This window comes from Snodgrassella sp. ESL0323, assembly GCF_013346865.1.
Lineage (GTDB): Bacteria > Pseudomonadota > Gammaproteobacteria > Burkholderiales > Neisseriaceae > Snodgrassella > Snodgrassella alvi.
On sequence record NZ_JAAEDT010000023.1, the window covers coordinates 57,500 to 82,503 of the forward strand.

The 25,004-nt window shown below is 38.8% G+C and carries 28 protein-coding genes, 1 tRNA gene and 1 pseudogene; 8 read left to right on the top strand and 22 right to left on the bottom strand.

Annotation, left to right across the window (positions count from 1 at the left end; genetic code table 11):
- The first annotated feature begins 114 nt into the window (after positions 1–114).
- The 3 genes from GY065_RS10600 (at position 115) to GY065_RS10610 (ending at position 1,859) form a co-directional block, all read left to right on the top strand.
- Positions 115–591, top strand: coding sequence for a LysM domain-containing protein (locus tag GY065_RS10600; protein ID WP_174834099.1), 477 nt, complete (start codon positions 115–117; stop codon positions 589–591).
- Positions 592–605: 14 nt separating this feature from the next.
- A complete protein-coding gene (locus GY065_RS10605) occupies positions 606–1,055 on the top strand; it encodes a lysozyme inhibitor LprI family protein (RefSeq protein ID WP_037393333.1) in 450 nt (149 codons plus the stop codon).
- Between the two features lie 354 nt (positions 1,056–1,409).
- A complete protein-coding gene (locus GY065_RS10610; RefSeq protein ID WP_174834100.1) occupies positions 1,410–1,859 on the top strand; it encodes a lysozyme inhibitor LprI family protein in 450 nt (149 codons plus the stop codon).
- A gap of 76 nt (positions 1,860–1,935) precedes the next feature.
- Here the strand turns inward: GY065_RS10610 and GY065_RS10615 are convergent.
- Positions 1,936–2,011, bottom strand: a tRNA-Arg gene (locus tag GY065_RS10615).
- Positions 2,012–2,317: 306 nt separating this feature from the next.
- On the opposite strand from GY065_RS10615, the gene GY065_RS10620 reads away from it, so the two are divergent.
- The 4 genes from GY065_RS10620 to ubiG all read left to right on the top strand — a co-directional run bounded on the left by GY065_RS10620 (position 2,318) and on the right by ubiG (position 7,643).
- Positions 2,318–3,388 (top strand): metallophosphoesterase, encoded by a 1,071-nt coding sequence (locus GY065_RS10620; protein ID WP_174834101.1) that lies wholly within the window; start codon positions 2,318–2,320, stop codon positions 3,386–3,388.
- A 310-nt stretch (positions 3,389–3,698) separates the two neighbouring features.
- Positions 3,699–5,111, top strand: a complete 1,413-nt coding sequence (locus GY065_RS10625; RefSeq protein WP_370524053.1) for an amino acid permease — start codon at positions 3,699–3,701, stop codon at positions 5,109–5,111.
- Positions 5,112–5,265: 154 nt separating this feature from the next.
- Entirely contained in the window at positions 5,266–6,888 is a 1,623-nt protein-coding gene (locus tag GY065_RS10630) for a glycosyltransferase family 39 protein (RefSeq protein ID WP_232617020.1), read from the top strand.
- A gap of 5 nt (positions 6,889–6,893) precedes the next feature.
- Positions 6,894–7,643 (top strand): bifunctional 2-polyprenyl-6-hydroxyphenol methylase/3-demethylubiquinol 3-O-methyltransferase UbiG, encoded by a 750-nt coding sequence (gene ubiG / locus GY065_RS10635; protein WP_037391979.1) that lies wholly within the window; start codon positions 6,894–6,896, stop codon positions 7,641–7,643.
- Positions 7,644–7,718: 75 nt separating this feature from the next.
- On the opposite strand, the gene GY065_RS10640 is transcribed toward ubiG, so the two are convergent.
- The 3 genes from GY065_RS10640 to GY065_RS10650 are packed head-to-tail and all read right to left on the bottom strand — an operon-like array spanning position 7,719 to position 10,093.
- Positions 7,719–8,156, bottom strand: a complete 438-nt coding sequence (locus GY065_RS10640) for an SCP2 domain-containing protein (RefSeq protein WP_174834102.1) — start codon at positions 8,154–8,156, stop codon at positions 7,719–7,721.
- Positions 8,143–9,066, bottom strand: a complete 924-nt coding sequence (locus tag GY065_RS10645; RefSeq protein WP_174834151.1) for a U32 family peptidase — start codon at positions 9,064–9,066, stop codon at positions 8,143–8,145. The genes GY065_RS10640 and GY065_RS10645 overlap by 14 nt, the downstream gene beginning before the upstream one ends.
- A 16-nt stretch (positions 9,067–9,082) precedes the next feature.
- Entirely contained in the window at positions 9,083–10,093 is a 1,011-nt protein-coding gene (locus GY065_RS10650; RefSeq protein WP_174834103.1) for a peptidase U32 family protein, read from the bottom strand.
- 339 nt (positions 10,094–10,432) lie between these two features.
- On the opposite strand from GY065_RS10650, the gene GY065_RS10655 reads away from it, so the two are divergent.
- The gene (locus tag GY065_RS10655; protein ID WP_100116985.1) at positions 10,433–10,945 is read left to right on the top strand and encodes a ClbS/DfsB family four-helix bundle protein; all 513 of its coding nucleotides are present in this window, start codon (positions 10,433–10,435) and stop codon (positions 10,943–10,945) included.
- Positions 10,946–11,452: 507 nt separating this feature from the next.
- Here GY065_RS10655 and GY065_RS10660 read toward each other — a convergent pair.
- The 18 genes and pseudogenes from GY065_RS10660 to GY065_RS10745 all read right to left on the bottom strand — a co-directional run bounded on the left by GY065_RS10660 (position 11,453) and on the right by GY065_RS10745 (position 24,934).
- Positions 11,453–11,836, bottom strand: coding sequence for a hypothetical protein (locus GY065_RS10660; protein WP_174834104.1), 384 nt, complete (start codon positions 11,834–11,836; stop codon positions 11,453–11,455).
- On the bottom strand, positions 11,817–12,263 hold the full coding sequence (locus GY065_RS10665; RefSeq protein ID WP_037474354.1) for a hypothetical protein: 447 nt from the start codon (positions 12,261–12,263) through the stop codon (positions 11,817–11,819). Before GY065_RS10665 ends, GY065_RS10660 begins: the two co-directional genes overlap by 20 nt.
- A 282-nt stretch (positions 12,264–12,545) precedes the next feature.
- Positions 12,546–12,896 (bottom strand): hypothetical protein, encoded by a 351-nt coding sequence (locus GY065_RS10670; RefSeq protein ID WP_174834105.1) that lies wholly within the window; start codon positions 12,894–12,896, stop codon positions 12,546–12,548.
- Positions 12,897–13,642: 746 nt separating this feature from the next.
- Positions 13,643–14,163: pseudogene (locus GY065_RS13645) on the bottom strand (O-acetyl-ADP-ribose deacetylase).
- Positions 14,153–14,443, bottom strand: coding sequence for a hypothetical protein (locus tag GY065_RS10680; RefSeq protein WP_174834106.1), 291 nt, complete (start codon positions 14,441–14,443; stop codon positions 14,153–14,155). The pseudogene GY065_RS13645 and the gene GY065_RS10680 overlap by 11 nt, the downstream one beginning before the upstream one ends.
- 234 nt (positions 14,444–14,677) lie before the next feature.
- On the bottom strand, positions 14,678–14,956 hold the full coding sequence (locus GY065_RS10685) for a hypothetical protein (RefSeq protein ID WP_144353295.1): 279 nt from the start codon (positions 14,954–14,956) through the stop codon (positions 14,678–14,680).
- Positions 14,957–15,189: 233 nt separating this feature from the next.
- On the bottom strand, positions 15,190–15,390 hold the full coding sequence (locus GY065_RS10690; protein ID WP_174834107.1) for a hypothetical protein: 201 nt from the start codon (positions 15,388–15,390) through the stop codon (positions 15,190–15,192).
- 281 nt (positions 15,391–15,671) lie between these two features.
- Positions 15,672–15,872: a hypothetical protein gene (locus GY065_RS10695; protein ID WP_174834108.1), complete on the bottom strand. Its 201-nt coding sequence runs from the start codon at positions 15,870–15,872 to the stop codon at positions 15,672–15,674.
- A gap of 281 nt (positions 15,873–16,153) precedes the next feature.
- Positions 16,154–16,354, bottom strand: coding sequence for a hypothetical protein (locus GY065_RS10700; RefSeq protein ID WP_144353296.1), 201 nt, complete (start codon positions 16,352–16,354; stop codon positions 16,154–16,156).
- A gap of 43 nt (positions 16,355–16,397) precedes the next feature.
- Complete coding sequence (locus GY065_RS10705) at positions 16,398–16,649, bottom strand: hypothetical protein (RefSeq protein WP_025331498.1); 252 nt, start codon at positions 16,647–16,649, stop codon at positions 16,398–16,400.
- A gap of 342 nt (positions 16,650–16,991) precedes the next feature.
- A complete protein-coding gene (locus tag GY065_RS10710; protein WP_174834109.1) occupies positions 16,992–17,192 on the bottom strand; it encodes a hypothetical protein in 201 nt (66 codons plus the stop codon).
- A 1,884-nt stretch (positions 17,193–19,076) separates the two neighbouring features.
- Complete coding sequence (locus GY065_RS10715) at positions 19,077–19,676, bottom strand: nitroreductase family protein (protein ID WP_037475083.1); 600 nt, start codon at positions 19,674–19,676, stop codon at positions 19,077–19,079.
- 343 nt (positions 19,677–20,019) lie between these two features.
- On the bottom strand, positions 20,020–20,322 hold the full coding sequence (locus tag GY065_RS10720; RefSeq protein ID WP_025331502.1) for an AzlD family protein: 303 nt from the start codon (positions 20,320–20,322) through the stop codon (positions 20,020–20,022).
- On the bottom strand, positions 20,315–21,022 hold the full coding sequence (locus GY065_RS10725) for an AzlC family ABC transporter permease (RefSeq protein ID WP_371731960.1): 708 nt from the start codon (positions 21,020–21,022) through the stop codon (positions 20,315–20,317). Before GY065_RS10725 ends, GY065_RS10720 begins: the two co-directional genes overlap by 8 nt.
- 485 nt (positions 21,023–21,507) lie before the next feature.
- Positions 21,508–22,161: a YiiX/YebB-like N1pC/P60 family cysteine hydrolase gene (locus tag GY065_RS10730; protein WP_194241856.1), complete on the bottom strand. Its 654-nt coding sequence runs from the start codon at positions 22,159–22,161 to the stop codon at positions 21,508–21,510.
- A gap of 99 nt (positions 22,162–22,260) precedes the next feature.
- A complete protein-coding gene (locus tag GY065_RS10735; RefSeq protein ID WP_174834111.1) occupies positions 22,261–22,719 on the bottom strand; it encodes a hypothetical protein in 459 nt (152 codons plus the stop codon).
- 144 nt (positions 22,720–22,863) lie between these two features.
- Positions 22,864–23,703, bottom strand: a complete 840-nt coding sequence (locus GY065_RS10740) for a MurR/RpiR family transcriptional regulator (protein WP_037475072.1) — start codon at positions 23,701–23,703, stop codon at positions 22,864–22,866.
- Positions 23,704–23,941: 238 nt separating this feature from the next.
- A complete protein-coding gene (locus GY065_RS10745) occupies positions 23,942–24,934 on the bottom strand; it encodes a nucleoside hydrolase (RefSeq protein WP_174834112.1) in 993 nt (330 codons plus the stop codon).
- Positions 24,935–25,004: the final 70 nt, after the last annotated feature.

The window sequence follows — 25,004 nt, forward strand, 5'->3', positions numbered from 1 at the left end:
TTTAACAAGTATCTCGCTAATACACCTAATTACAGAAATCTTGAGTGGCGATATATCAAAGCTATTCTATGGACTGAATCTGGTGCAAAACACAAGGCGTGGGATAGCAGACCAATGCAATTTGGTAATATAGGAGATCAAGGAAAAGGTGATTTGCTTTCACCAGATCCAATAAAAAAACAAGAATATGAGTTAATTGTACCAAAAAATTATAGAAAAAATATAGATACAGGTGCTCATAATATCCACCTAGGTATTGCTTATCTACTTAAAAGACTAGCGAACTTCGGCTTTGAATCAAAATTAGATCCTAATAAAACCATTTATTCTATCAAGGTAAAAGCTGGTGATAGTTTTGATAGAATCGCAAAAAACAACAAAACCACTGTTGAAATATTAAAAAACATGAATCCACAGGTTAATCCCCATAATTTAAAAACGGGGATTAATCTCAAATATAGAAAAGGCGCCATAAAACGTACAATTACAGGCTGGAAAGAGATATCTACCATGTCGCTAGCCATGTACTATAATGGCAACAGAGATAAATTTTACTGTGCAAAGCTTAATTATGTATTGAAGTTCATATAATAGGAGAAATAAAAGTGAATATTATTAAATATTTTGGAATATGTTTATTAGCTTATTTACCATTATCGGCATTAGCAGCTCAAACAAGTTCTATAGCAAGCGAGTGGGATTTACGTATGGAATGCAGCAACAGTACTCCATCCGAAGCAGATATGACAGAATGCCTTAAAGCTAAAGCATTAAAAAGTCAGAAAGAATTACAAAATACTGAAGAAAAATTGATTAAGAAAATTTCTAAATGGGATGAAGACCCCAGCTATATCAATATAGCAAAAGCAAATTTGACTGCAGCAAACAAAGAATTTATTAAGTACCGTGATACCCAATGCAAATTTAATTATTCTCTGGGAGGAGGTTCAATCGAAAATGCACTTGAAATGCTTCTTTTTTCCTGTATAGCTGAGCTCAATAACAGACGAAACCAACAACTAATAAATTTAATGTCATATATATCAATTAAATAGATATCATGAATATATAATTTAAAATATGTATAAAATTTAAGGGTTTTTAGTTTTACTAAAAGCCCTTAAAAAAATTCTGGTGTATCCAACAGGGATCGAACCGGTGATCTCCGGCTTCGGAAACCGAACCGCTATTGAAATATTACAAAATATGAATCCCGAAGTGGTTAATCCTTGGAATTTAAAAATTGATATGAAACTCAAATATAGAAAAAGAGCCATAAAACGTGTAATTACAGGCTGGAAAGACATATCTACCATTTCGATAGCCAAGAACTATAATGGCAATAGAGATAAATTTTACTGTGCAAAGCTTAATTATGTATTGCAGTTTTTACGAAAGGATAAATAAAAGTGAGTATTATTAAATATTTTGGAATATGTTTATTTACTTATTTACCATTATCGGCATTAGCAGCTCAAACAGTTTCTATAGCAAGCGAACGAGACTTACGTATAGAATGCAGCAACAGTACTCCATCCGAAGCAGAGATGACAGAATGCCTTAAAGCTAAAGCATTAAAAAGTCAGAAAAAATTACAAAATACTGAAACAAAATTGATTAAGAAACTTTCTGAATGGTATGAGGAACCCAGTTATATCAATAAAGCAAAAGCAAATTTGACTGCAGCAAACAAAGAATTTATTAAGTACCGTGATGCCCAATGTAAATTTAATTATTCTCTGGGAGGAGGTGCAATCGAAAATGCACTTGAAATGCGCCTTTTTGCCTGTATAGCTGAACTCAATAACAGACGAAACCAACAACTAATAGATTTAATGTCAGATATATTACCTAAATAGATATCATGAATATATAATTTAAAATATGTATAAAATTTAAGGGCTTTTAGCAAGACTAAAAGCCCTTAAAAAATTCTGGTGCACCCAACAGGGATCGAACCTGTGACCTCCGGCTTCGGAAACCGACACTCTTCCAACTGAGCTATGGATGCTGATAAATATTAAGAGTGGCAGATTTTAGCCCAAATCAGACAGTTTGGCAAAAGCAATTTATATCCATATAACATAAAAATTATCCTCCGCCTATTTCTAAAAAGCAACCATATGAAATTAAATATTTTATTCATATTTTTATTCATACTGGTAATAATCACACAAAATGAGAGATTAATTGCAGTAAATTTGGCATACGTAAAATTTTTGTGCTATGTTTAATAACTTTGGTGCATTAAATTTTGTTTTATAACAAAGAAATACCCCTACAGACAGCTGTCAGGTCTGTTTAACAGGCCACATATATGTATTCTGATTCATGTTCATTTATCCGTCCTCTTCCTGCCAGTACTGCACTGGATGTTATTGGTGATGTGCATGGCGAGTGGGAAGCTTTACAGCAATTATTGCACTTTCTCGGTTATGATGAGAACGGACGGCATAAACATGGCAGAAAACTGGTATTTGTCGGCGATTTATGTGATCGCGGACCGGATAGTCCGGCTGTACTCGACTGGGTAATTCAAGCAGTCGCAGCTGAAAATGCATTTACTATCATTGGCAATCATGAACTGAATTTATTGATTGATGATCCTAAAGACGGTTCGGGCTGGTATTTTGACAACCGTCCGCAGGATGAAACACGTTTTGCACCATGGCAGCATTATCCGAAAGACAAGCGCAGGCAACTACAGGAAACCATGGCACAATGGCCATTGATTCTGCAACGCGACGATTTACGCATTGTACATGCCGCATGGCTACCGGAAAGCATTGATAAACTGATTCATTGTGGTGAAAAATCTCTGATTAAACAGTATCACTACTGGGAGAACCGTTTTTTTGATGATTTCCGCCAGACTGAATGGTACGAATCTTATATACAGGAAACACAGCAGCTAAAAACAGAACTGGAAGATGAAAACTACACCATGCCATTTCAGCCCGGTGTTGCTCATTATGATTTATTACGTAGCTGCCATAATCCTATACGTGCACTGACCAGCGGTATTCAGGCTTTAACTCAGCAACCATTTTATATAAACGGCCGCTGGCGATTTACAGTAAGAAAACCGTGGTGGCAGCAATATACTGATCCGGTGGCGGTAATTATCGGGCATTACTGGCGCAGCTGGTATGGCACAGCAGGCGTAGCCGAGCATCGCAAAGATCTGTTTCCGGAACCACCAACTCACTGGCTGGGTAAGCAGCAACAGGTATTCTGTGTGGATTTTTCCATAGGTGCCCGCTGGCGTGAGCGCAAAAATGCCATCTTACCGGCAGACAGCCGGATGCATCTGGCCGCATTGCGCTGGCCGGAAAATCTCATCATGTTAAATAGTGGTAAATACTGCCCTGCTGAACACAACCGCTGAATAATCCTGCCAGTCAACAATACATTTGTTATAATGAACGTTTTTACAGCAAAACAGTATATGCAAAAAGGATAATAACTCCGGCAAATGCTGTTTATACATTAATCTGCAATCCACTTTGGTATAGCACACTGGACATTGTTTCAGATGGTGCCGTTGCATCATTATGCCGGTATCAGAGTAATGAATGTATGCCGGATACTGCCATACATTCATGTATACCAGAGATTATTTACTCAATACCAGAATGACAGACACCAACTCCTCTTCCAATCAAGTTAAACGCCATCTGAAAACCCGCCATCTGTCAATGATTGCCATTGGCGGCAGTATTGGTACGGGATTATTCATGGCTAGCGGCAGTGCCATTCACGATGCCGGGCCGGGAGGAGCACTGCTGGCGTATATGGCTATCGGGATTATGGTGTATTTCCTGATGACCTCGCTCGGGGAAATGGCAACTTATCTGCCTACCTCCGGTTCATTCTCTACATATGCCGCCCGTTTTGTGGATCCGTCACTGGGATTTGCACTGGGCTGGAACTACTGGTTTAACTGGGTGATTACCGTTGCAGCCGACATTTCCATAGCTTCATTGGTCATTACCTACTGGGAACCATTGCGCTTTATGCCGGCATGGAGCTGGAGCCTACTGTTTTTTGCTCTCGTGTTTCTGCTGAATATTTTATCTGTACGAGCCTACGGCGAATCAGAATACTGGTTCGCTCTGATTAAAGTAGTTACGGTAATTGTGTTTCTGGGCGTGGGTGTACTGACTATTTTCGGTATTCTTGGCGGCCAGTATATAGGCTTAAGTAATTTCACTATCGGCGATGCACCGATTCTCGGACATGGCTGGTCAGGCGGATTTTTTACCGTACTCGGTGTATTTCTGATTGCCGGTTTCTCATTTCAGGGAACAGAGCTTATCGGTATTACTGCCGGTGAGTCAGAAAATCCGCAGGAAAGTATTCCCAAAGCAATCAAACAGGTTTTCTGGCGCATTCTGATTTTTTATATTCTGGCTATGCTGGTAATTGGTCTGCTTATTCCTTATAACAGCGATGCTCTGCTTGGTGCAGATGTGGATCAGGTTGCAAAATCGCCCTTTACACTGGTATTTGAGCGTGCCGGTCTGGCTTTTGCCGCAGCCATAATGAACACTGTGATTCTGACTTCTATTCTTTCTGCCGGCAATTCCGGTCTTTATGCATCTACCCGTATGTTGTATGCAATGGGTAAAGACGGCATGGCTCACCGCACTTTTGCTGAAGTAAACCGTCGCGGTGTACCTGTGCTGGCACTGCTGGCAACAGCAATTGTCGTACTGGCTATTTTCCTGCTGGAAAGTGTCGATGAAGGTGCATACGAATACATTGTTGCGGCATCCGGTCTTACCGGTTTTATTGCCTGGCTGGGTATTGCCATCAGCCACTATCGTTTCCGGCGTGCTTTTGTGCGGCAGGGTAATGATGTGAATTCTCTGGTTTATCGTGCCAAATGGTTTCCGTTCGGCCCCATTTTGGCGCTTTTACTGTGTATTCTGGTGATAATCGGACAGGACAGCCAGTTACTATTGCATGGTGATTTTAAATGGCAGCGCTTTGCCATCACCTATATGGGGCTGCCGGTATTCGCAGCATTCTATCTGTATCACAAGTTACGCTACCATACTCGTAAAGTACCTCTCGACCAGGTGAATCTCAGCAAACATATCGATTAAAACCGGTATTTACATTAATCATACAGACTACAGGCAGCCACAACTGGCTGCCTGCTGCATTTTCAGCTAACATTAAGCCCGTTGATTTATCATTTATTGCAGTCAGAATCTCATGCTTACCTATACCCCCGCAAAATCCGGCAGTTCACCTCACATGAACAAAAAACGTTCATGGCTGCTGCTGTTACTGGTATTTGTGTGGCTGTGGCCGGGTGTACTGCATCATGATTTATGGACACCGGGTGAACCCTATCTGTTTACTACCGTCAGTCAGTGGCAAACTTCAAACTGGGCAGTTCCGACTATTTTTGGCGAGATAAACTGGGATGCTTCTCCCTTATATACATGGCTGGCTGCCTTATGTCAGCATTTATTCAGCCCGAAACGGATGGATGTCTATGAAGCCACCCGTCTTACCAATGTTATCCTCATAGTACTCACGTTTTCCTGTATTGGCGGTTCTGCGCGAGAATTTCTCGGGCGAGGCTATGGCCGGATTGCGGTACTGATTTTATTAGGATGTACCGGTCTGCTGATACCGGCACACTTTATTAACGACAGCATGATTCTCTGTCTTGGTGCATCCATGTGCTGGTATGGTTTTGCGCTGGCGGAACGGCGTATTATGATGGCCAGCATGATGCTCGGCGGCGGTCTGGCAGTTCTGTCTTTAACCGGCAGTTTACTCTGGCCGCTATTGCTGATTCTGATCGCATTCAGTCTGCTGCTGCATTCGAAATGGCAAAGCCGGCGCTACCATCTGGTATTACTCATCTCCCTGCTCTGTGCTTTACCGCTGATGCTGATCTGGCCACTGGCCTTACATCAGACCGCTGCCAATATATTCAATTTGTGGTGGCAATACCATGCCCTCGCACCATTCGGCGGTTTCCGCCATTTTGAGGCACATTTCTCACTTGGGTATTACCTGAAAAATCTAATCTGGTTTGCTTTCCCTGCATGGCCATTAGCCATCTGGACAGCTACACGCTGTAAACTGAACAATCTGCGCTGGGGTATTCTCGGTATTATCTGGCTGAGCCTGTCTCTGCTTGTATTTGCTCTGCTGCCACAGCAATATCAGGATTTATTAGTATTTCTCCTGCCACCGCTGGCTGTATTAGGAGCAGCACAGCTGGATGCCCTGCGTCGCAACGCCATAGCATTTCTCAACTGGTTCGGCATTATGGCTTTCGGCTTTCTGGCTGTATTTCTCTGGCTGGGCTTTATTGCCATGAATTACGGCTGGCCGGCCAAACTGGCCGAACGGGCAGTTTATTTCAGCCCGTACTACCGCTACGATGTAAACTACTTTCCGGTAATTGTTGCCTGCGTACTGACTCCATTATGGCTATGGGCCATTACCCGCCAGCATATCCGCGGCAGACAGGCAGTCACTAACTGGGCTGCCGGCGTATTACTGGTATGGTCACTGCTGCTTACTCTGTTCTTACCATGGCTGGATGCAGCCAAATCCGCCCGGCCGGTTGTCCAGCAAATGCAAAACAGTCTGAGCGAAGAACAACAACAGGCTTTTATTAATATGCATGACTGCATCAGCGTTAACCAGAATAGCTTTAGCATGCGTATTGCATGGCAGCAATATAGCTGGATTCCTCTGCTGCCGGATAATCCGCACTGTAACTATCGTCTAATCAGCAGAGACTCCAAAACCACTCCGCCGCCTGAATGGCATGAAATCTGGTCTGGTGCCCGTCCGCGTGAAAAAAACAACATCATCGCCTTGTGGGTTAAATCCACTGCAACAAAGGAATAACAATTATGAATACTCCAGTAGAGCAACAAACCAGTCTGCCGGCCACACCCGCCAACGTCGATGCCGGCGAAATCGACAAATTCAGCCAGCTAGCACATAAGTGGTGGGACAAAGAGAGCGAGTTTAAACCTCTGCATGACATTAATCCCTTGCGGCTCAGTTTTATTGATAGTTATGCCCGGCTGGCCGGTAAAGATGTACTGGATGTAGGCTGCGGCGGCGGAATTCTGAGCGAAGCCATGGCAAAAGCCGGTGCCAGCAGCGTTACTGGTATCGATTTAGCCAAAAAATCCCTGAAAATCGCCCAGTTACACGCTATGCAGGAACATGTCGGCAACGTAAGCTACCGTATGGTCAGTGTAGAAGATTTAGCCGCAGAAATGCCGGCCGGCTTCGGAGCAGTTACCTGTATGGAGATGCTGGAACATGTACCCGATCCGGGCAGTGTAGTGCATGCCTGTGCACAATTAGTCCAGCCTGGCGGCGTAGTTTGTTTTTCCACTATCAACCGCAATATCAAATCATACATGCAAGCCATCATTGCAGCAGAATACATCTTGCAACTGATGCCGCATGGCACCCATGATCATCGCAAATTCATCACGCCGGCAGAACTGGCACGCCTGTGTCGTCAGGCTGGTCTGGAATGGCTGGGTAGCAGTGGCTTTACCTACAACCCGTTGACCAGACGCTATCACCTTACCGACAGTCTGGATGTCAATTACATGATTGCCTGTCGCCGTCCTTTAGATTAATAACTGCCTATGTAAAAAGCCGGTATCATAACCAGATACCGGCTGCTGTAACTGTTCCTGAATCACCGCCTGTAGCTACTGCCCTACCAGTGACTTCATAACAGTAACAGTCGACCAGTCAATACTGTCGAGCAGATTTTTTACCACCAAGCCCAGTTCTGTATCACCCTCAATTTTCAGCCGGCGATTGAAAAACAGCGTATCCGGATCTTCCTGCCGCAACAGCATCTTCATAAAATCGGCGGTATTAGCACTCAGACACAAATCCACTACATCAGCAGCATCAGCAGCCATAAAACGCTCGTTGTCGGCACTGAAACATAAATCCAGCCCCAAATCCGATACCACAATCCGGAAATGACGTCCGGCCAGCAAAGACATATCTGCCAGTAGTATCTCTCTTCTGAGTAACTGATTTAAGGTATTAACCAATACCCATGCCGGTGGTTTTGCCGGCAGTACTGAAATTATCTTTTTCAAAAATACCGGCATTACTTTATCAGGCACCTGCATGTATCATCCCTTCGCATTGATTAATTCCGGCTTTACCATACCAGTAACCATCCACCAGTACATTACCTGCATGCATTTTGAGCTCAGATAAAGCAGAAGTTGCCTTTTTTGCTCCGTCCAGAACCTGCTGATGCAATTCAATCACTTCCGCCATATACTCTTTTTGCGGAGAAATTCTTAAATATTTCACACCAATAGCCATCAGCTGCTGATAACTGGCAAGTAAAGAATGATAGCCGGCAGACATTGTCTGAATCCCGTTAATAGTCAGAAAAGCCTGTTTTTCGCGTGTATTCAGCAGCAGACCATCAGCATGTTCCAGACATTTGAATTCACAACTGTCTTTTTTCAGATTGTAATGCCGTGCGGTAAAACAGCGTGAAGAATAAGCCAACGGCAATTTTCCCCAGCCAAATACCTCACAGGTCATATCCGGCACTGCCGCAATCATCTTGGCCAGCCGGTCTGCGCCCAGCTCAACCGGAGCAATCCAGCGATAAGCCCCCAGCGACTGCATCAATGCCAGCGTCTGCTCGTTATAAATATTCAGTGCCTGCCCCGCAACAAAAGGAATTCCCTTTGCATGCAGCAGCCTCACCGCAGCAAGATCATTAGCCTCTACCTGAAAATCAGCTTGTTCTGTCATTTTACGCAGCCGCTTTAAATCAGATTCACTCTCCAGCAGCACCTGTGATGATAAAATCACCTCATGCCCGCTGGTAGCAACATCATGAGCCAAATCAATCCAGTCGGCTACTTTCAGCTCCTGCCGGCGGGAACATACCGTCTCACCCATATAAACCGTTTTTAGTGGCTGCTCAGCCATCTGCCGGTAAAAATCCACAATCTGCTGCTTATGCCAGAAAAACAGAATCGGCCCTAACGATAAAGCCAGTTTACCCTGTTGCATCATCTACATTCCCTTATCATTTCCACGGCCGGTTATAAGCACCCAGCGTTACCTGCTGGCCTTCTGAGACTTTGGCCAGTGCCTGCTGCCACAACGGATTAACACTAAACTGTTCCGGACTTTGTATTGCCATATCCAGAGCCTGCCGTAATACCTTAGTGACCTGAGCTGTATAGGCCGGACTGCGCTGCCTGCCTTCCACCTTAATCGCCGCCACACCGATTTCCAGCAATTGCGGCAAAATTTCTATAACATTCAGACTGGTTGGTTCTTCCAGCGCATAATACGTTTCCTGATTTACCTGAAACCGCCCTTTGCACAAAGTCGGATAACCGGCCGGCTCATCCACACCATACCGGTCAATCAGAATATTATTCAGCCGCGCATCCATCCCGTTGTTATGCTGCTCCCAGCGAACATATTTTGCCGGTGAACACACACCGAAAGTATTAGGTGACTCTCCCGTTACATAACTTGAAAGCAGACAACGTCCCTCTACCATCACACACAAACTGCCAAACCCGAACACCTCAATTTCCACAGAAGTATGTTTAATTACCTGTTCCACCTGAGGTAAAGTCAGCACCCGCGGCAATACCACCCGTTTAATACCAAACAGCTCCTGAGCCAGATTAATCGCCTCATAATTCGTAGCCGACCCCTGTACCGACATATGCAATGCTAGCTGAGGATGTTTTTTTCGCGCATAAGCCAGCATCCCCAGATCAGCCAGAATAACCGCATCCACGCCCAGCTCAGCCGCTGTATCCACAGCCTGCTGCCATTTCAGTACATCGCCGGCCTGTGCATAAGTATTAATTGCCATCAGCACCTTACGCCCGTACCGATGTGCATAAGCAATTCCCTCAGCGGCTGACTTATAGTCAAAATTCAGACCGGTAAAATTGCGCGCATTAGTTGCATCCTTCAGCCCCATATAAACCGTATCCGCTCCATGGTCTACTGCCATTTTCAGCGCCGGTAAATTACCTGCCGGGCACACCAGTTCAGGTATTTTCCTACTCATCTGTTTTCACCAACCCCATAAATAAAAACATCAATCAGCAGGTATCAATACCTGCACAAATGCAGAATTAAAACATCTAATACAATCGAATTTATTGACAATAAACAAGCAAAAATTAAATCAAAATATTTTTAATATTTATTTAACCAATAGATACATAAATAAATAAAAAGTTTAATAAAAATAACAGTGGACATAAGAATGATTGTCTAAATAAGCTGGCTTTTGCCGTAGTTTTATTTCCCGAATCACCATAGCGCTTCCATTTATCTGCCACAAAATATGTTATGCTGTACCGCATAGTTCATATAGTTAATGTCTGAAGGTAGGGAGAACCAAATGGCAATACCAGAATCTAAACAAGAACTAATTGAAGCAATTAATAAAAACTATACACTACTGACCAAAAAGCTGGCTGCTGTTCCTGAACAGAAAGCCTATCTGCCTCTGATGGAAGGCCATGCTAAAGGTACAATGATGAGTGCTGCACAACTTGTGTCTTATTTAATTGGCTGGGGAGAACTGGTACTGTCATGGCATAAACAGGAACAGTCAGGGCAGAAAATTGCCTTTCCGGAAGCAGGATATAAATGGAATCAACTGGGATTACTGGCACAGAAATTCTATCGTGATTATCAGGACATCACCGACTTCAAACAGCTACTCTCTCTTCTGGAGACCAACAAAAAGAATCTGATTTCACTTATTGATAGCTTTAGTAATGAAGAGCTGTATGGCTCGCCCTGGCATGAAAAATATACACGCGGACGCATGATTCAGTTTAATACCTCATCCCCTTATAAAAATGCCACAGGACGATTGAATAAATTACTAAAAAAAATTGCCGAATAACTTATTTATTTTTAAAATTTACCGAAATATTTATATAGATTAAACTGTGTCAATTTAGCTTATTTTCTATTGTCCATGATCTAAAAATATTCCTATCTATAATAATATCAATCTTATATTTAAGAAAAAAATTTTATTTTAATAGTATTTTTTTAATCTATTCTAATCATTCAACTATTATTCTCAGCTATTTTTAATAATGATTAAAATATTATTCTGTAAAACTATCAATTAATTATAAAATTTCAACTATTCTCTAAATAGATAGTTAAATTAAAATACTTCAAATAAAATCAGTTATAAGTATGGATATAAATACTTTTTATCTATTTATTAATTTAGTCAGTTCACTATTTTGTGATAAATATAATCAGCTTTCTGCCACTAATTTAACTCATATTCGATTAAACAGATTAATGTCAGACATAAATATACACAGCCATGTATTTAATGTTATTAAACAAATTAAATACACGGCGATATATCAGACTATCAATACATACATTATTAATTTTTACTTTTTGTTTTGAACTCAGCCCCCAATTGTTCCTGTTGCATTGAAGAGTAAGTTGCATATGTAGGTGTTCCGCGATTTTTCATACACAGAACAAACATAGGCTCATTAAAAAAAAGTTTGTCAGAGCCTCTCAATTTAATCCGGTTTTCCGGCTTTGATGCTAAATCAACGCAATATGATTGATTTTGTTTTCTCAACTCCTTCATTTGCGGCGACTCGGCATTATAGTAATCATCGTCAGCTTTTAAATATTTTTTTATTGCTTCTCTTTCTGCATATTCACCATTGTACCAGTCAGGTAAACTGCAACCACTTAAACATACACCGATACCGACAACAATGAGGAAATGGATTTTAGTTATTCGGATCTGCATAATATTTCTTTCCTTCAAATTCAAAATAGCGTCTGCCATGGATTTCGTGAATCGGTATCTGCGTGATTTTAATTATTTTTTTCGTTTTCCGATCAATTGTTGTCATATTTCCATCACGATCAACCATATTAATATTTCCATCTGCGCCAATTACATAAGCCTTTGGTAATGACGGATTAATATACCGTCCATCTTGATTCAGCTTAGGTTTACCTACAGTCATTGCAACGATTGCGAACTCAGGATTTGGAATAGGTCTGCCGGTATTTTTATCAATAGCAACATTGCCAGCTGAATCCTGCAAAGTCTCATCAAGGTAATAAGCACCATTATAAGTAATATATTTGTTGGATAGACTGCATCCGCTTAATAATATACCGACACTGGTCAGAATCAGTAAGCGAATATTTACGACTCGTTTCTGCATATTTTTCTTTCCTCCAAATGCAAAATAGCGTTTACCATTAATCTCATAAATCAGTAACTGCAGTTTTTATAACCATAAGTATTAGCCTGCTTTATACAGTTTTAATTTATGCAAAATACATCATTTCAGACCGTTAATAACTGCATTCATACCTGATAAATTTATTTCGGATATAAATACAATTTTATTTTATAGATATTAACACAAATATTACAATATAAAACAAAATAAGATATAAAAGACTGAAATTACTTACATTACTCACTTATCTTTCGCTCTTCATCATTTTTTTTGCTGCATTGAGGCATAAGATTCATATGTAGGTGTGCCACGATATTCCATACACCCAATAAACATAGCTTGATTGACAACACCATTTGGATAACCGTCCCTTGCAATCCGGTTTTCTGGCCTAGATGCTAAATCTGAACAATATTTGTCATTATGCTTTCTCAGCTCTTGCATTTGCGGCGATTCAGAATTGTAATAATTATCTCTATTTCTCTGTCTTTCTTTAATCGCTGATTTTTCAACATAATAACCATTGTACCAGTCGGAGATACTGCAGCTGCTCAGGAATATTGCAATACTTGTCAGGATAAGTAAGCGAAGTTTAACTGTTCGAATCTGCATAATATTTCTTTCCTGCCAATTTGTGTCGACATGTAAGATAATGCTTTTGCAGTAGCTGAATTCGCTACAAAACCTATTTTTTCAAACTCAGAAAATGTGCATTATTTAACAATCAATTTTATTGTTACTCCATAGCATTTTGTGATGAATAATTTAATACTAGTTAAACAGAGGTTACTGTTGTGGATGGTATTATGCTGGTATTTTAAAAATACCTTCACATTGTTTTTGCGACTTAGCTCGATAAACAATTTCATTTCCATATACATCATATTGTTAAACCGGATTTAATGAAATTTTAGACTGCTTTGCAGGAACACTAACAGCTTGTTCTTCTACATAGTCGTTTCAATCGTTCCCTTTCCTTGTTCAGGATTAGTGTTATTGGAAAAAGGTTAAAATCTCCCTAGATTGATAGAGTGCGAATGGATTATTTGCAATTGATGAATTGAAAAAGTATTGATGTCATGCACTGCATTATTGATACTATTGCTTCTGTTTAATATAAAATTATCTAGGATATAAAAAACATTACCGTCGATTATTAACACATTGACTTTATAAATATTAATGATATTACGAATTTGCTTTTTAATCGAAAAATATCTATCAGATTTTACATCACCAGAAACCAAATATAAGAAGTTTAAAAGTAATGTAAGTATCACTAATTATATCATCGTTATTTTTCTGTATGTTTAAAATACAATAGTAAGTATTTTAATTAATATGTATAAATTTGCTAATTAATTCATCAAAATAGAACGGTATATGTCATAGTTTTCAACCTCATAACAAACAATATTTACTTTTTCTATACATGGGTAATTAGATAGATTATTTTTGATCGTTTGTAAGGCAATTTCTGCCGCTTTATCTTTTGGAAATTTATAAATACCAGTACTTATATTAGGAAATGAAATGGTTGTAACACCATTTTCATAAGCAAGTTTAAAACAGTTTATGTAACAATTTATTAATAATTCAACTTCTTTATGACTACCGTCATTCCAACGAGGGCCTACGGTATGGATGACATATTTAGCGGGTAGATTACCTGCAGTAGTAATTACAGCTTCCCCCACTTTACAACCTCCTTGCTTAGCTCGTATTTTTTGACATTCATCTAGAATTTTTTTCCTCCAGCACGATGAATTGCACCATCAACACCACTTCCTCCTAATAAAGAACTATTTGCTGCATTTACAATCGTATCAACAGGAATTTTAGTAATATCACCCTGAATAATTTCTATTTTATTTTTCATTTAATAATATTTCCAAAAATTGCTTAATTGAATCTTCTTGTTTTTGAATTTCGATTGGTTCTAAAAGTACATTCATTACTTGCTTATCAATAAGTAGATCATAAATGTCAATATCTAGCCAGCCTTTTGACCAGATATCAATACCTGCAATTTTTCCATTTCCTTCAATTACAACTCTTTCTAAACTTCCAAAGTCTCTCTTCGGATATGAGCTGTAAGTCAATTTATAGTTACTTAATTGAGGAGCAATATTATTTTTAAAATAGCGCATATCCATCATATTAATCCTTTATTTTTTATCAAGAATATTGATATTAATGACATTCGGTGTTAATGAACCTCCTTTTTATACTAATATTTATCATTGATAATATCAATGCATTTATTACCTTATTTTATATAAATTTCAAACAAGTACCCGCTACCCTCACTTTTACTTCTTTCCCAAAATCTATTTCTATTGTGAAATAAACTAATAATGTTATTTATTACAATTAATGCTCATGCAAATTTATTATTTCTTAAAACGTTTTATATAATCTCTGTAATAGGGATTTTCTACGGGATGATCAGTATAATTTCCATTCGCATCAATATAACGTCCACGTTCATCTACCAAATATTGTGCAGGTGGCTCAGCATACCAGCCAGAAGGATATACTACTACCCGACTACCCTGATATCCGTTTAATGCTAGCAGTTTCTCAAATCGTGAAGCATCTGTACTACATCCACATAATATACACAATATAATAAATCCAACTAAGCTAAATTTCTTAATATTACTTGCCACTTTATACTCCATTTTGTCTATTTAAAAATTGTCTGAGACTAATATACTTTCTTCTCATACATGCAATTGAGGCAGGTGTATAAACGTTAGCCAACCGCTCATTTTCAGCTTAATCATTGCTGCTAATATTCAGCTAGAGGCGTTTTAGAAACTTATAGCTGAGTCCATTCAATTATCCAAGCACAAATTCATATCTATCAGAAACTTAATTCTAATATGATACTCAACAATTTTTAAAAACCTTTTCTCTTCATACATTCTATTCTTGCAGGTCCATAAACGTTAGCCATCCATTCATTCCTTGCTTCAGAACCCTGGGGGTCATTTGGGTCAGGCAAAGTTAATTCAAGCTCTTCAAAACATTCATGATGAGCTTTATTTCTTGCTGGTGATGACCAGCCCGGACCATTCCAGAATCTTATAGCTGCTTCCATGCAACCTTCCAAGCACAAACATACACTTAACAAAAATATAATTTTAATGCAGTGTTTCATGATAATGCATTCCTTCCTTAGGTTTAGTTTGCCTTACCAGAATAGGCTAGTTTCTTTTATTTCAGTTGCACTAGTATGCAAAAATCATCTTTTAGATATCGATACAGCCCTGTGTTCACTCTTTTAATATTACTATTATAAAATTCAGCTCTAGGCTAATTTATCAGATTACAAAATCATAAGCTGTTAATGTCTAGCTTGAACCATTATAGAAACTTAATTTAAAAACCTTTTCTCTTCATACATTCTGTTGTTGCAGGTATATAAACGTTAGTCATCCATTCCTCCCATGCTTCAGAACCCGGTGGGTAGTGTGGGGCAGGCACAGTTAATTGAAGCTCTTCAAAACATTCATGATAAGCTTTGTTTTCTGCTGGTGATGACCAGCCCGGACCATTCCAGAATCTTATAGCTGCCTCCATACAACCCTCCAAGCACAAACACATACTTAACAGGAATATAATTTTAATGTGGTGTCTCATGATAATGCATTCCTTCCTGAGGTTTCGTTGGCCTTACCAAAATAGGCTAGTTTCTTTTATTTCAGTTGCACTAGTATGCAAAAATCATCTTTAAGATATCGATATAGCCCTGTATTCAATCTTTTAATATTACTATTATAAAATTCAGCTCAAGGCTAATTTATCAGATTACAAAATCATAAGCTGTTAATGTCCTGCTTGAACCATTATAGAAACATTTTTTAAAAACCTTTTCTCTTCATACATTCTAATGATGCAGGTGTATAAACTTTACTAAGCCATTCATTACTTGCTTCAGAACCCGGTGGGTAATGTGGGTCAGGCAAAGTTAATTGAAGCTCATCAAAACATTCCTGATCAGCTCTATTTCTTGCTGGTGATGACCAGCCCGGACCATTCCAGAATCTTATAGCTGCCTCCATGCAACCCTCCAAGCACAAACACATACTTAACAGGAATATAATTTTAATGTGGTGTCTCATGATAATGCACTCCTTCCTGAGGTTTCGTTGGCCTTACCAGAACCGGTATTGATGGGTTTGTATCATTTTTATTATGATTTGGACCTTCAAACCACTTGTCTCTAAAATCTTTATAATAAGGATTATTAACTTCAATATTACCTGTTAAATTACCATTCTTATCTATATTTCTGCCATAACTATCTTTCAAAAATTTATAAGGTATTTCTCTGAAATAACTACTATGCGAATACATGAATTATTTGTTTTCTACTCTTTATCTCAAACCGTAAAGTATCTGTACTGCATCCACATAATATAACAAATCCAACTAAGCTAAATTTCTTAATATTACTTGCCACTTTATACTCCATTTTTGTCTATTTAAAATTTGTCTGAGACTAATAAACTTTTCTTCTTATTCATGCTATTGATGCAGGTGTACAAACGTTAGTCAACCACTCATTTTCAGCTTCATCATATGCTGCTAATGTTCAGCTTGAAGTGTTCTAGAAACTTATAGCTGAGTCCATTCAATTATCCAAGCACATATTCATATCTATCAGGAATATAATTCTAATATGGTACTCAACAATTTTTAAAAACCTTTTCTCTTCATACATTCTATTGATGCAGGTGTATAAACGTTAATAAGCCATTCACTATATGCTTCAGAATACAAGGGGACATTTGGTTTAGGCACAGTTAATTGAAGCTCATCAAAACATTCCTTACTAGCTTTCTTATGTGCTGCTGATATCCAGCCCGGACCATTCCAGAATCTTATAGCTGCGTCCATACAACCCTCCAAGCACAAACACATACTTAACAGGAATATAATTTTAATGTGGTATTTCATGATAATGCACTCCTTTCTGAAGTTTAGTTGACCTTACCAGAATCGGGATTGATAGGTTTATATTGTTTTTATTTTGCATTGTACCTTCAAATCTTTTTTTCTTATAATCTAAATAATAAGGATTTATATTTTTCTTTTTAACTGGCTAATTACTATTAGCGTCTATACTTCTGCCAAAACTATCTTTCAAATGTCCTATCTGGTATAAAACTACAGGGCTGGCTGTGGCTGTTGCTATCCCGCCTATGCTGATAGTTGGGGAGGATAAACCTGCTCCTATCAAATTTAATAGTTTTAATAAATGATTAAATTTAATCATTATTAAATATATGATAATACAATTTGAATTACCCAGCTGACAAAATAAATTTTTGGATAATTTTTTATCATATCCTAAGCAAGACTATATAAACCGATAATGAATAATACATGTTAAAAGGTCTGCATCGTCCAGCACCGGTAACAATAAATATTTGTTAAACCTTTTAGCACCATATTGATCGAGTTCTTTTCCTGTAAATATATTTTTCGGAGATTGATAGCTTATTCTTGTTTTATGTTTAAACTTTGTTAACCAATTATACTTTGAAAATTAGGAAGATAAGCAATGTTATATTCTAATATATTTATTCTTAATCCTAATTCCGAAATTACTACTATCCTTATAATATTGCTATATACCGCGAAATTATTTATTATAATCCTTTTATATATTATAAGTTTATTATATGCTAGGCGAATTTATTGCTCACATTGCAGGAAATATCATTCAAGAATTTTGTAGAGGTTTTATAGAATTAGGATGGTCAAAAGATACTTTTAAAAGGAAACTATATTGGACTTCTTTTATTATTTTAAATATTGTTATGTTTGCATTTCTCTTAATATTTAACAAGGGGCCTATTACTATAACAGATGGTTTGATACTCTTTTTGACTTCATCTTTCCTTTCATTTTTGATTATAAATTTTTGTTGGGGTATATGGCGCTTCATTAAAGAATGGTTGAAGGTATCTAGTCGATAATAATCTCAATTCACTTGTTAATAAACAATTGACAGGTAATCCCCACCAATTTTGTGTAAAACAAAGTATTATTTCATTAGAATATTAAAATAATTTAATTATACTTATATTAATAAGAATACTTATAAAAATATAAATTAATGTTTATATTATTTTCTAATTTATTAGTTTTTAAATCAATTTTTCCTAAATATATTTTTCTCTCATAATAACAGAATCCTTCATCGAAAGTACCGTTTATATAGGTAAAAAATATACTGTCCCCTTTTTTCACATAATTAGGTACAAGTGCATGGTAGTTATGCTTATTACTAGTATCATGAAGTTCATATTCGATACCAGAGTCTCCATAATAATCATATTTAAATATATATGTTCCATACTGATCATCAATTCTGCCGGTAAATATAAATATAAACCATATTGCTTAACCTGAAATAAACAATGATAAAAGTATAAATACACTAAATATTTTATGTTTCCAAATCCATTTCATATTTGTCTTTCTCTTCCCTTATATAATATTATGTTAACTACCACAGGATACTTAAATCCAGATCTCATTCTCTTAAATATCTAATCCCACAGGCTTTTATATCTTCCTGTTATTAATATCTGTAACCAATAGTATCTATTTTTGATAAACCTGGATTACTGTAAAGCTACAGTAAATATCAGAATTATATTCAAGAATGGTTCTGCTCGGAAAAAAGCTAAAAATTTGACCGGATCTCAGAAATTCTAATCCGGCCGGTGATATTACAGAATTTATTTTATAAATGATATCTGATTATCTGATTCAGTAAAATACTTTAAATCGTTCCGTATCATCAATAAAACTTTTTTCAGGGAAAGGTGCTTCATTGGAACCAAAAGGCATCATGGCACGCAGTTTCCAGCTTTCCGGTATCTGCCATTCTTTAGCGGCTGCCGCATCCGGCAAAGGGTTATAGTGTTGAAGGCTGGCGCCGATGCCGGCATTTGCCAGAGCAGACCAGACTGCAAACTGGGCAATACCGCTTCCCTGTTCCGACCAGACAGGAAACTGCTCAGCATAGTTGGGATATTGCTGTTGCAGGCTGGTGATGATTTGCTGATCTTCATAAAATAATATGGTACCGACACCAGCCGCAAAACTATTAATTTTGGCTTCTGTGGGGGCAAATTTGTCTGCAGGTACTATGATACGCAATTCATTCATGACAATATGCCAGAATTTTTCACTTTGCTGACCAAACAGGATTACAGCACGTGAACTTTGCGAATTAAAAGCTGACGGAGACAGTTTAATGGCTTCTTCTATTAAAGCAGTTATTTCTTCCTGTGCCTGAGTAATATTCCTGCCGAGTGCATACTGGGTACGACGTTTTTCAATGGCTTCTATTAATGTATTATTCATGTTCTTTCCTTTATCATTATGCATTTAAATTAATAAATTAGCTCCAACATACATTAATATACTAGCGGAAAAATTTAAGTCTACCCAGCCCTGTTTATCAGCTTAAATTTTATTCATTTCAGATATTAATAAATTTTATTCTCTTAAAAAACAGAACATAACAAACAAAATAAATTGGAATTGATAATAATTGCGCCGGTTTGAAGTCGTTGTTACACAGCATTTCCTTACAGGAATTGATTTTTTTATTTCTATGAAAATGCCAGATTTGTTCTATTAAACAGACTGTTTTTAATATATTTTTATAAATTATTACTGTTATTGGGTCAGGAATATGCGGTATTTAGCTGAGCAGATAGTGACGCAAAAAAGCCGTAATAGCAATACTGAACACCACTGTTGGCAACAGTGAAAATCGCCACGCCAGTAATATCGTGATGATAACGGACAAAAGATTAGCCGGATTGGTTGTGGCAAAGGCAGGAGCGATTACGGCAATCAGGACACAGCCGGGGATGGATTCAAGGACTTTGGCCAGGCGCGGACTAAGCTTACGCTTGCGTAATAACAGATAACCACTGATTCGGGTGATGTAAGTAACTACCGCCATGGCCAGAATAGTGAGTAAAGCTGATAAATCAATCATACGCTGCCATGATAAAAGCTACAGTTAAGCCTGCTATTGTACCCAGTAATACATACCATGCACCAGGCAGGAAAAGATAGCCGGCAATTGCCGCCAGCAGGCTCACCAGCCATGGAATAGCTACAGTAAAACCTTTCCACATTCCTTTGAGTAAAACCAGAAACACTGCTACAAAGGCCATATCAAAGCCGTAATGAGTGACATCGCCAATAACCGGCCCGATAAGCGCCCCCACAGTAGTGAATCCGATCCAGACGGCATACAAACCTATGCCGGCACCAAGATAAAAATAATAGCTGAATTTCTGCTTTGGTGAGTTTTTCGCATCAGTAAATGCCAGTGCCCAGCTTTCGTCACACATTAAAAACAGTGCAGATAATACTTTTCGTCTGGGCAGATCTTTTAGATAAGGTGTCAGTGCCGCACTCATCAGAATATGGCGACTGTTTACCAGTAATGTCATTAAAGCAATTAAGACTAAATGCGGGGGTGAAGTCCACAAATTAACCGCTACAAATTCGGAACCACCGGCAAAGTTTACCGCAGTAAGCAGTGAAATTTCACCGGTACTCATTCCTTTTTGAATTGCCTGCGCACCTAAAACCAATGAAAACGGAATAAAACTCAGCATAACCGGCAAAGCAGTAATCAACCCTCTTTTAAATTCCTGTCCTGGTTGTGTTACGGCAGACAATGACACTGTTTGGTGCTTTCCGGTATAAATTGAGTGTTGTGTATTATAAAGAGAATATTTACACAACGTAAACATAAAATACCGATATTGATAATGAAATATAGCTTAATTGGTCAGACTCGATACAAATAAATAATTTTATGTGATTATAATATTATAGCTTTGAATTTTTTTATGCAAGTTGATTACAATTGGATTATTTTACCCATTCGCTTTCTATTCTATTAATAGAATGATTTTGTATTGATGTATAAAATTCTGTCTTTAAAAATACAGTTGTCATTTTGCTAATTATAAATATAAGACAGCTAACTCGGTATAAAATTTTTGATGCTATTAATTTTCATTATTCAGGAATAGTACGGATATCTGTATTAATCCGTTTATCTGGCTCATAATTAGTGACTGGTTAAATTGGTATGTGCCGGATAAAGTTTAGTTTCTATAATGAAACAGACCAGCATAATTAATGCCGGTCTGTTGGTTAATGACTAATAATAATGAACAATATCAATTAAATCAGAGCGGGACATATCACCCGGATTATTTCCGGGCTGACCTTCAGGTATCGGAATACCCATTTTCTGGAAATGCTTTATCCAGTAATCAGGAAATTCTCCAGTATCTTTAGACTTAAAGGTCATTGCGCGTAAAGGGAATACTTCCTGCCCGTTATTGGCTTCCTTGAATATCTGATAAATCAGCTCAGAACAGTAATACTGATCGTTATTGATATCAAAGGCATCATCGTATTTTTTACCTACTTTTTGCTGTGCATAAATCAGAGCAGAAGGAATCAGTGCCTGATAAGGTGCTTTCAATCTGCCCACTACTGCTCGCGGCTGACACTGTTTTTTGGGATGCAGATATGTTTTCAGAGATGTGATACGGACTTTAGGAGTGGTAGCTTCAATAACAAAATACTGATTTGGGGTTTTCTGCCAGACAATTCCGACATGAGTAAAATTATATCCGGCCAGACCACTGGTAGCAGCTTTAATGGCACTATCCATACCGCCGTCACAATTTTCCAGAAAAATAAGATCACCATTTTGTGGTTTAAAGAATTTCTGGGCATAGACATTCAGGCTGAAGAATAAACTGCACACCAGAGCCAGCAATAAACGGATAGTTTTTTTATTCATGTACAAACTAAATCTTTTTAGTAAATAATGATTAATTATACTGCATATACATTGATTAACCAGTATTTATAGAATGAGGCTGTAAAGTACGCTTTTAAATCAATCGGTATTTTTACCAAGCTTGCGCTGAAAAATACGGTAGCTGGCAGCAAATGCAGCAATAGCCGCACCAATCAGCGCTCCACCGATAAACATAGAAACTAAATCAACAGTTTTGCCCACATCCAGACTTTCCAGTATCTGTTTAGAACTCAGTTTCTGGCTGCCCGGGCTGCTCATGCCTTCAATCATATGGCGATTATTACATTTGGGCAGCAAGACATTCTGATCAGCAGCCTGTGGAAATGTTTGTCTGACTGCTGTTTCACACTGCTGAATCTGTGCCGGTGTAACCAGATTAAACCAACCGCCGATATACAGCCCTCCTGCAAGCAGACAAATAGCAATAATGCCTACCAAGATGGCAGAGCCTCTTTTCTGCTGCGTAGCCACTCCTGAAGTTTTAACGTTTTTCTGCTGTTCGGTCTGACGTTTAATTTGACGGGTTTTGTTACTCACTAGCGCTCATTTCGTTGTAATAATTTAAGATAAATACCGTGCCTGAGGGGACAATGCAAACCCGCTGACAACCGGCAGAAATTTTATACAGGTAATCATATTGGCTGATAGTAAATCATACCAAAAGCTGTTTTTCTGCTGAAATTAATGTTGTAAAAATTTCAGCTTAACCCCTGCCTTGGTTTTTGCCAGCATTTCGCTTACATTTTCGCCCAGATGCAAGGCCAGGCCGATAGTCAGCATATCAACTACCATCAGCTGCAGCAGACGGGAAATCATCGGGGTATATTTTTCGCTGTCTTCAGGGGTAACAACACTAATGACACAGTCACAGGCTTGTGCGACGGGTGATCCGGCACGGGTAAGAGCGATTACTTTTGCACCGTTACCCTTGGCAATTTTAATTGCATCAAGTAAATCTCGTGAAGAACCTGAATGCGAAATAACAACCAGCACATCTTGTGGTGACAATACGGCAGCAGCCATCAGTTGTACATGACTATCAGTATAAGCAACTGTAGACAAACCAAAACGGAAAAGTTTGTGCTGAGCATCCATTGCAACAATACCTGAATTGCCTGCGCCATAGAATTCTATACGGCGAGCCTTGGCCATCAGCCTGACTGCGGTTTCCAAGTCAGCCGCATTAAGGGATTTACGGCTGCCAAGCACCGTGGCTGCGGTACTGGCTATAACTTTATTCAGCACATCCTGCATAGAATCGGTGCTGTTAAGCTCTTCATGAACATACGGCATACCGTCATGGCCGATACTGGCGGAAAGATTGAGTTTAAATTCAGGTAACCCGCTATAGCCCATGGTACGGCAAAAACGGATAACCGTAGGCTGGCTGACGCGTGCCTCTTTGGCAATAGTGGCTACAGCTGCGTGTACAAACCACTTGGTCTGCGCCAGTACACATTCAGCCACCCGGCGTTCCGCTGAAGATAATTCAGGTAATTTCTGACTGATTTTGGCTAACATTATGCTCTCCTGTTTTGTTGTTGCCACAAAACAGGAAGAGAAATATTGATAATTAATTTATACATGGTAAACCTGCTGATTTCTCTTGTATTGCGTGCCTATCCTAACACTGAAATAAACAAATGCAATATTTTGATGCGGATTATCGTTATCATGATGGTTATTAAAACCATAAATATTTATTATAGCGGTATTTAGAACAGATTTTTGTTATTACTGTAAGATATTCTAATATTTTCTAGCAGCGATACTGACCTAATGCATTAAATATAATTTCAAGTAAACGCTGATTATCTACCTGCTCCATTACATTAACAGGCTGATGACTGACTGGGGGCATACCGACAGTCAGTCTGAGTGCACCTTCTTTCCAGCGACGGCTGCTGGCACGGGTACAGTCGCGCGCAGTGGATACATCAACAATATAAGGTGAGCTGGTAACAATGCTTTCATCAATCAGCTTGGCGACACACAATACATCATGAATCCAGCAACCGGCCAGCTGACGTGTTTGAATAGAATAGTCCATCCACGGACGTGATGTACGGACAATAAAATCTGCAAGCGGATTGGCAAAGCTCTGAAGTTTATCCAGATCCTGATGGGTGAGCAGTGTCTGTGTAGTTACGTCCAGCGGTGCAAGGGTAATATTGGCTCCACTTTCGATAACAATTTTGGCTGCTTCAGGGTCAACAGCGAAGTTGGTATCCTTAAGATAGCTGTCCAGCTGAAATACACCGCCCATGATGACAATTTCGGCAACAGACCGGGCAAAATCGGGATAAAGCTGGATGGTATGGGCAATATTGGTTAACGGACCAATAGCCACCACGGTAATTTCACCGGGGTTATTACACACCAGTTCACCAATTGCCTGAGCTGCATGTGGCGCACTATGATCATTTAATGGCGGCAGCGGTGGCAGATTGTCCCATAAAGACAATAATCCCTGTTTGCGTACATTATTATCCAGTTGTTCACGCCATGGGGCAGCCGGTTCAAGTAATGCCTGAGCAGCTCCTTTTACTACCGGGATGCTTTGATTCAATTCCTGCATTAATTGGTGCGCTACCTGAAAACCGGTATCCCGTGGTGTATTACCAGCCACAATGGTAATCAATTCCAGTTTAATTGAATCTGCAGCCAGTGCCAGCGCCAGTGCCAGCCCGTCATCTACATTCGCACCTGCAATACCATTGCCGGGATCACAGTCAATTACGATACGCTTCATAAATATTTACCTGTGCTTCAATTATAACGGAGTCAGTAACTGACTCCGTTATTGGTGATTCTATCAATTG

Coding starts and splice junctions, on each gene's coding strand:
- GY065_RS10620 (WP_174834101.1), top strand. CDS start 2,318: ATGTATTCTGATTCATGTTCATTTATCCGTCCTCTTCCTGCCAGTACT.
- GY065_RS10720 (WP_025331502.1), bottom strand. CDS start 20,322: ATGATTGATTTATCAGCTTTACTCACTATTCTGGCCATGGCGGTAGTT.
- GY065_RS10660 (WP_174834104.1), bottom strand. CDS start 11,836: ATGCAGATCCGAATAACTAAAATCCATTTCCTCATTGTTGTCGGTATC.
- GY065_RS10730 (WP_194241856.1), bottom strand. CDS start 22,161: ATGAATAAAAAAACTATCCGTTTATTGCTGGCTCTGGTGTGCAGTTTA.
- GY065_RS10650 (WP_174834103.1), bottom strand. CDS start 10,093: ATGAGTAGGAAAATACCTGAACTGGTGTGCCCGGCAGGTAATTTACCG.
- GY065_RS10655 (WP_100116985.1), top strand. CDS start 10,433: ATGGCAATACCAGAATCTAAACAAGAACTAATTGAAGCAATTAATAAA.
- GY065_RS10640 (WP_174834102.1), bottom strand. CDS start 8,156: ATGCAGGTGCCTGATAAAGTAATGCCGGTATTTTTGAAAAAGATAATT.
- GY065_RS10680 (WP_174834106.1), bottom strand. CDS start 14,443: ATGATGGATATGCGCTATTTTAAAAATAATATTGCTCCTCAATTAAGT.
- GY065_RS10715 (WP_037475083.1), bottom strand. CDS start 19,676: ATGAATAATACATTAATAGAAGCCATTGAAAAACGTCGTACCCAGTAT.
- GY065_RS10645 (WP_174834151.1), bottom strand. CDS start 9,066: ATGCAACAGGGTAAACTGGCTTTATCGTTAGGGCCGATTCTGTTTTTC.
- GY065_RS10600 (WP_174834099.1), top strand. CDS start 115: ATGCAATTTGGTAATATAGGAGATCAAGGAAAAGGTGATTTGCTTTCA.
- GY065_RS10670 (WP_174834105.1), bottom strand. CDS start 12,896: ATGCAGATTCGAACAGTTAAACTTCGCTTACTTATCCTGACAAGTATT.
- GY065_RS10745 (WP_174834112.1), bottom strand. CDS start 24,934: ATGAAGCGTATCGTAATTGACTGTGATCCCGGCAATGGTATTGCAGGT.
- GY065_RS10665 (WP_037474354.1), bottom strand. CDS start 12,263: ATGCAGAAACGAGTCGTAAATATTCGCTTACTGATTCTGACCAGTGTC.
- GY065_RS10630 (WP_232617020.1), top strand. CDS start 5,266: ATGAACAAAAAACGTTCATGGCTGCTGCTGTTACTGGTATTTGTGTGG.
- GY065_RS10690 (WP_174834107.1), bottom strand. CDS start 15,390: ATGGAAGCAGCTATAAGATTCTGGAATGGTCCGGGCTGGTCATCACCA.
- ubiG (WP_037391979.1), top strand. CDS start 6,894: ATGAATACTCCAGTAGAGCAACAAACCAGTCTGCCGGCCACACCCGCC.
- GY065_RS10705 (WP_025331498.1), bottom strand. CDS start 16,649: ATGTATTCGCATAGTAGTTATTTCAGAGAAATACCTTATAAATTTTTG.
- GY065_RS10625 (WP_370524053.1), top strand. CDS start 3,699: ATGATTGCCATTGGCGGCAGTATTGGTACGGGATTATTCATGGCTAGC.
- GY065_RS10700 (WP_144353296.1), bottom strand. CDS start 16,354: ATGGAGGCAGCTATAAGATTCTGGAATGGTCCGGGCTGGTCATCACCA.
- GY065_RS10710 (WP_174834109.1), bottom strand. CDS start 17,192: ATGGACGCAGCTATAAGATTCTGGAATGGTCCGGGCTGGATATCAGCA.
- GY065_RS10740 (WP_037475072.1), bottom strand. CDS start 23,703: ATGTTAGCCAAAATCAGTCAGAAATTACCTGAATTATCTTCAGCGGAA.
- GY065_RS10695 (WP_174834108.1), bottom strand. CDS start 15,872: ATGGAGGCAGCTATAAGATTCTGGAATGGTCCGGGCTGGTCATCACCA.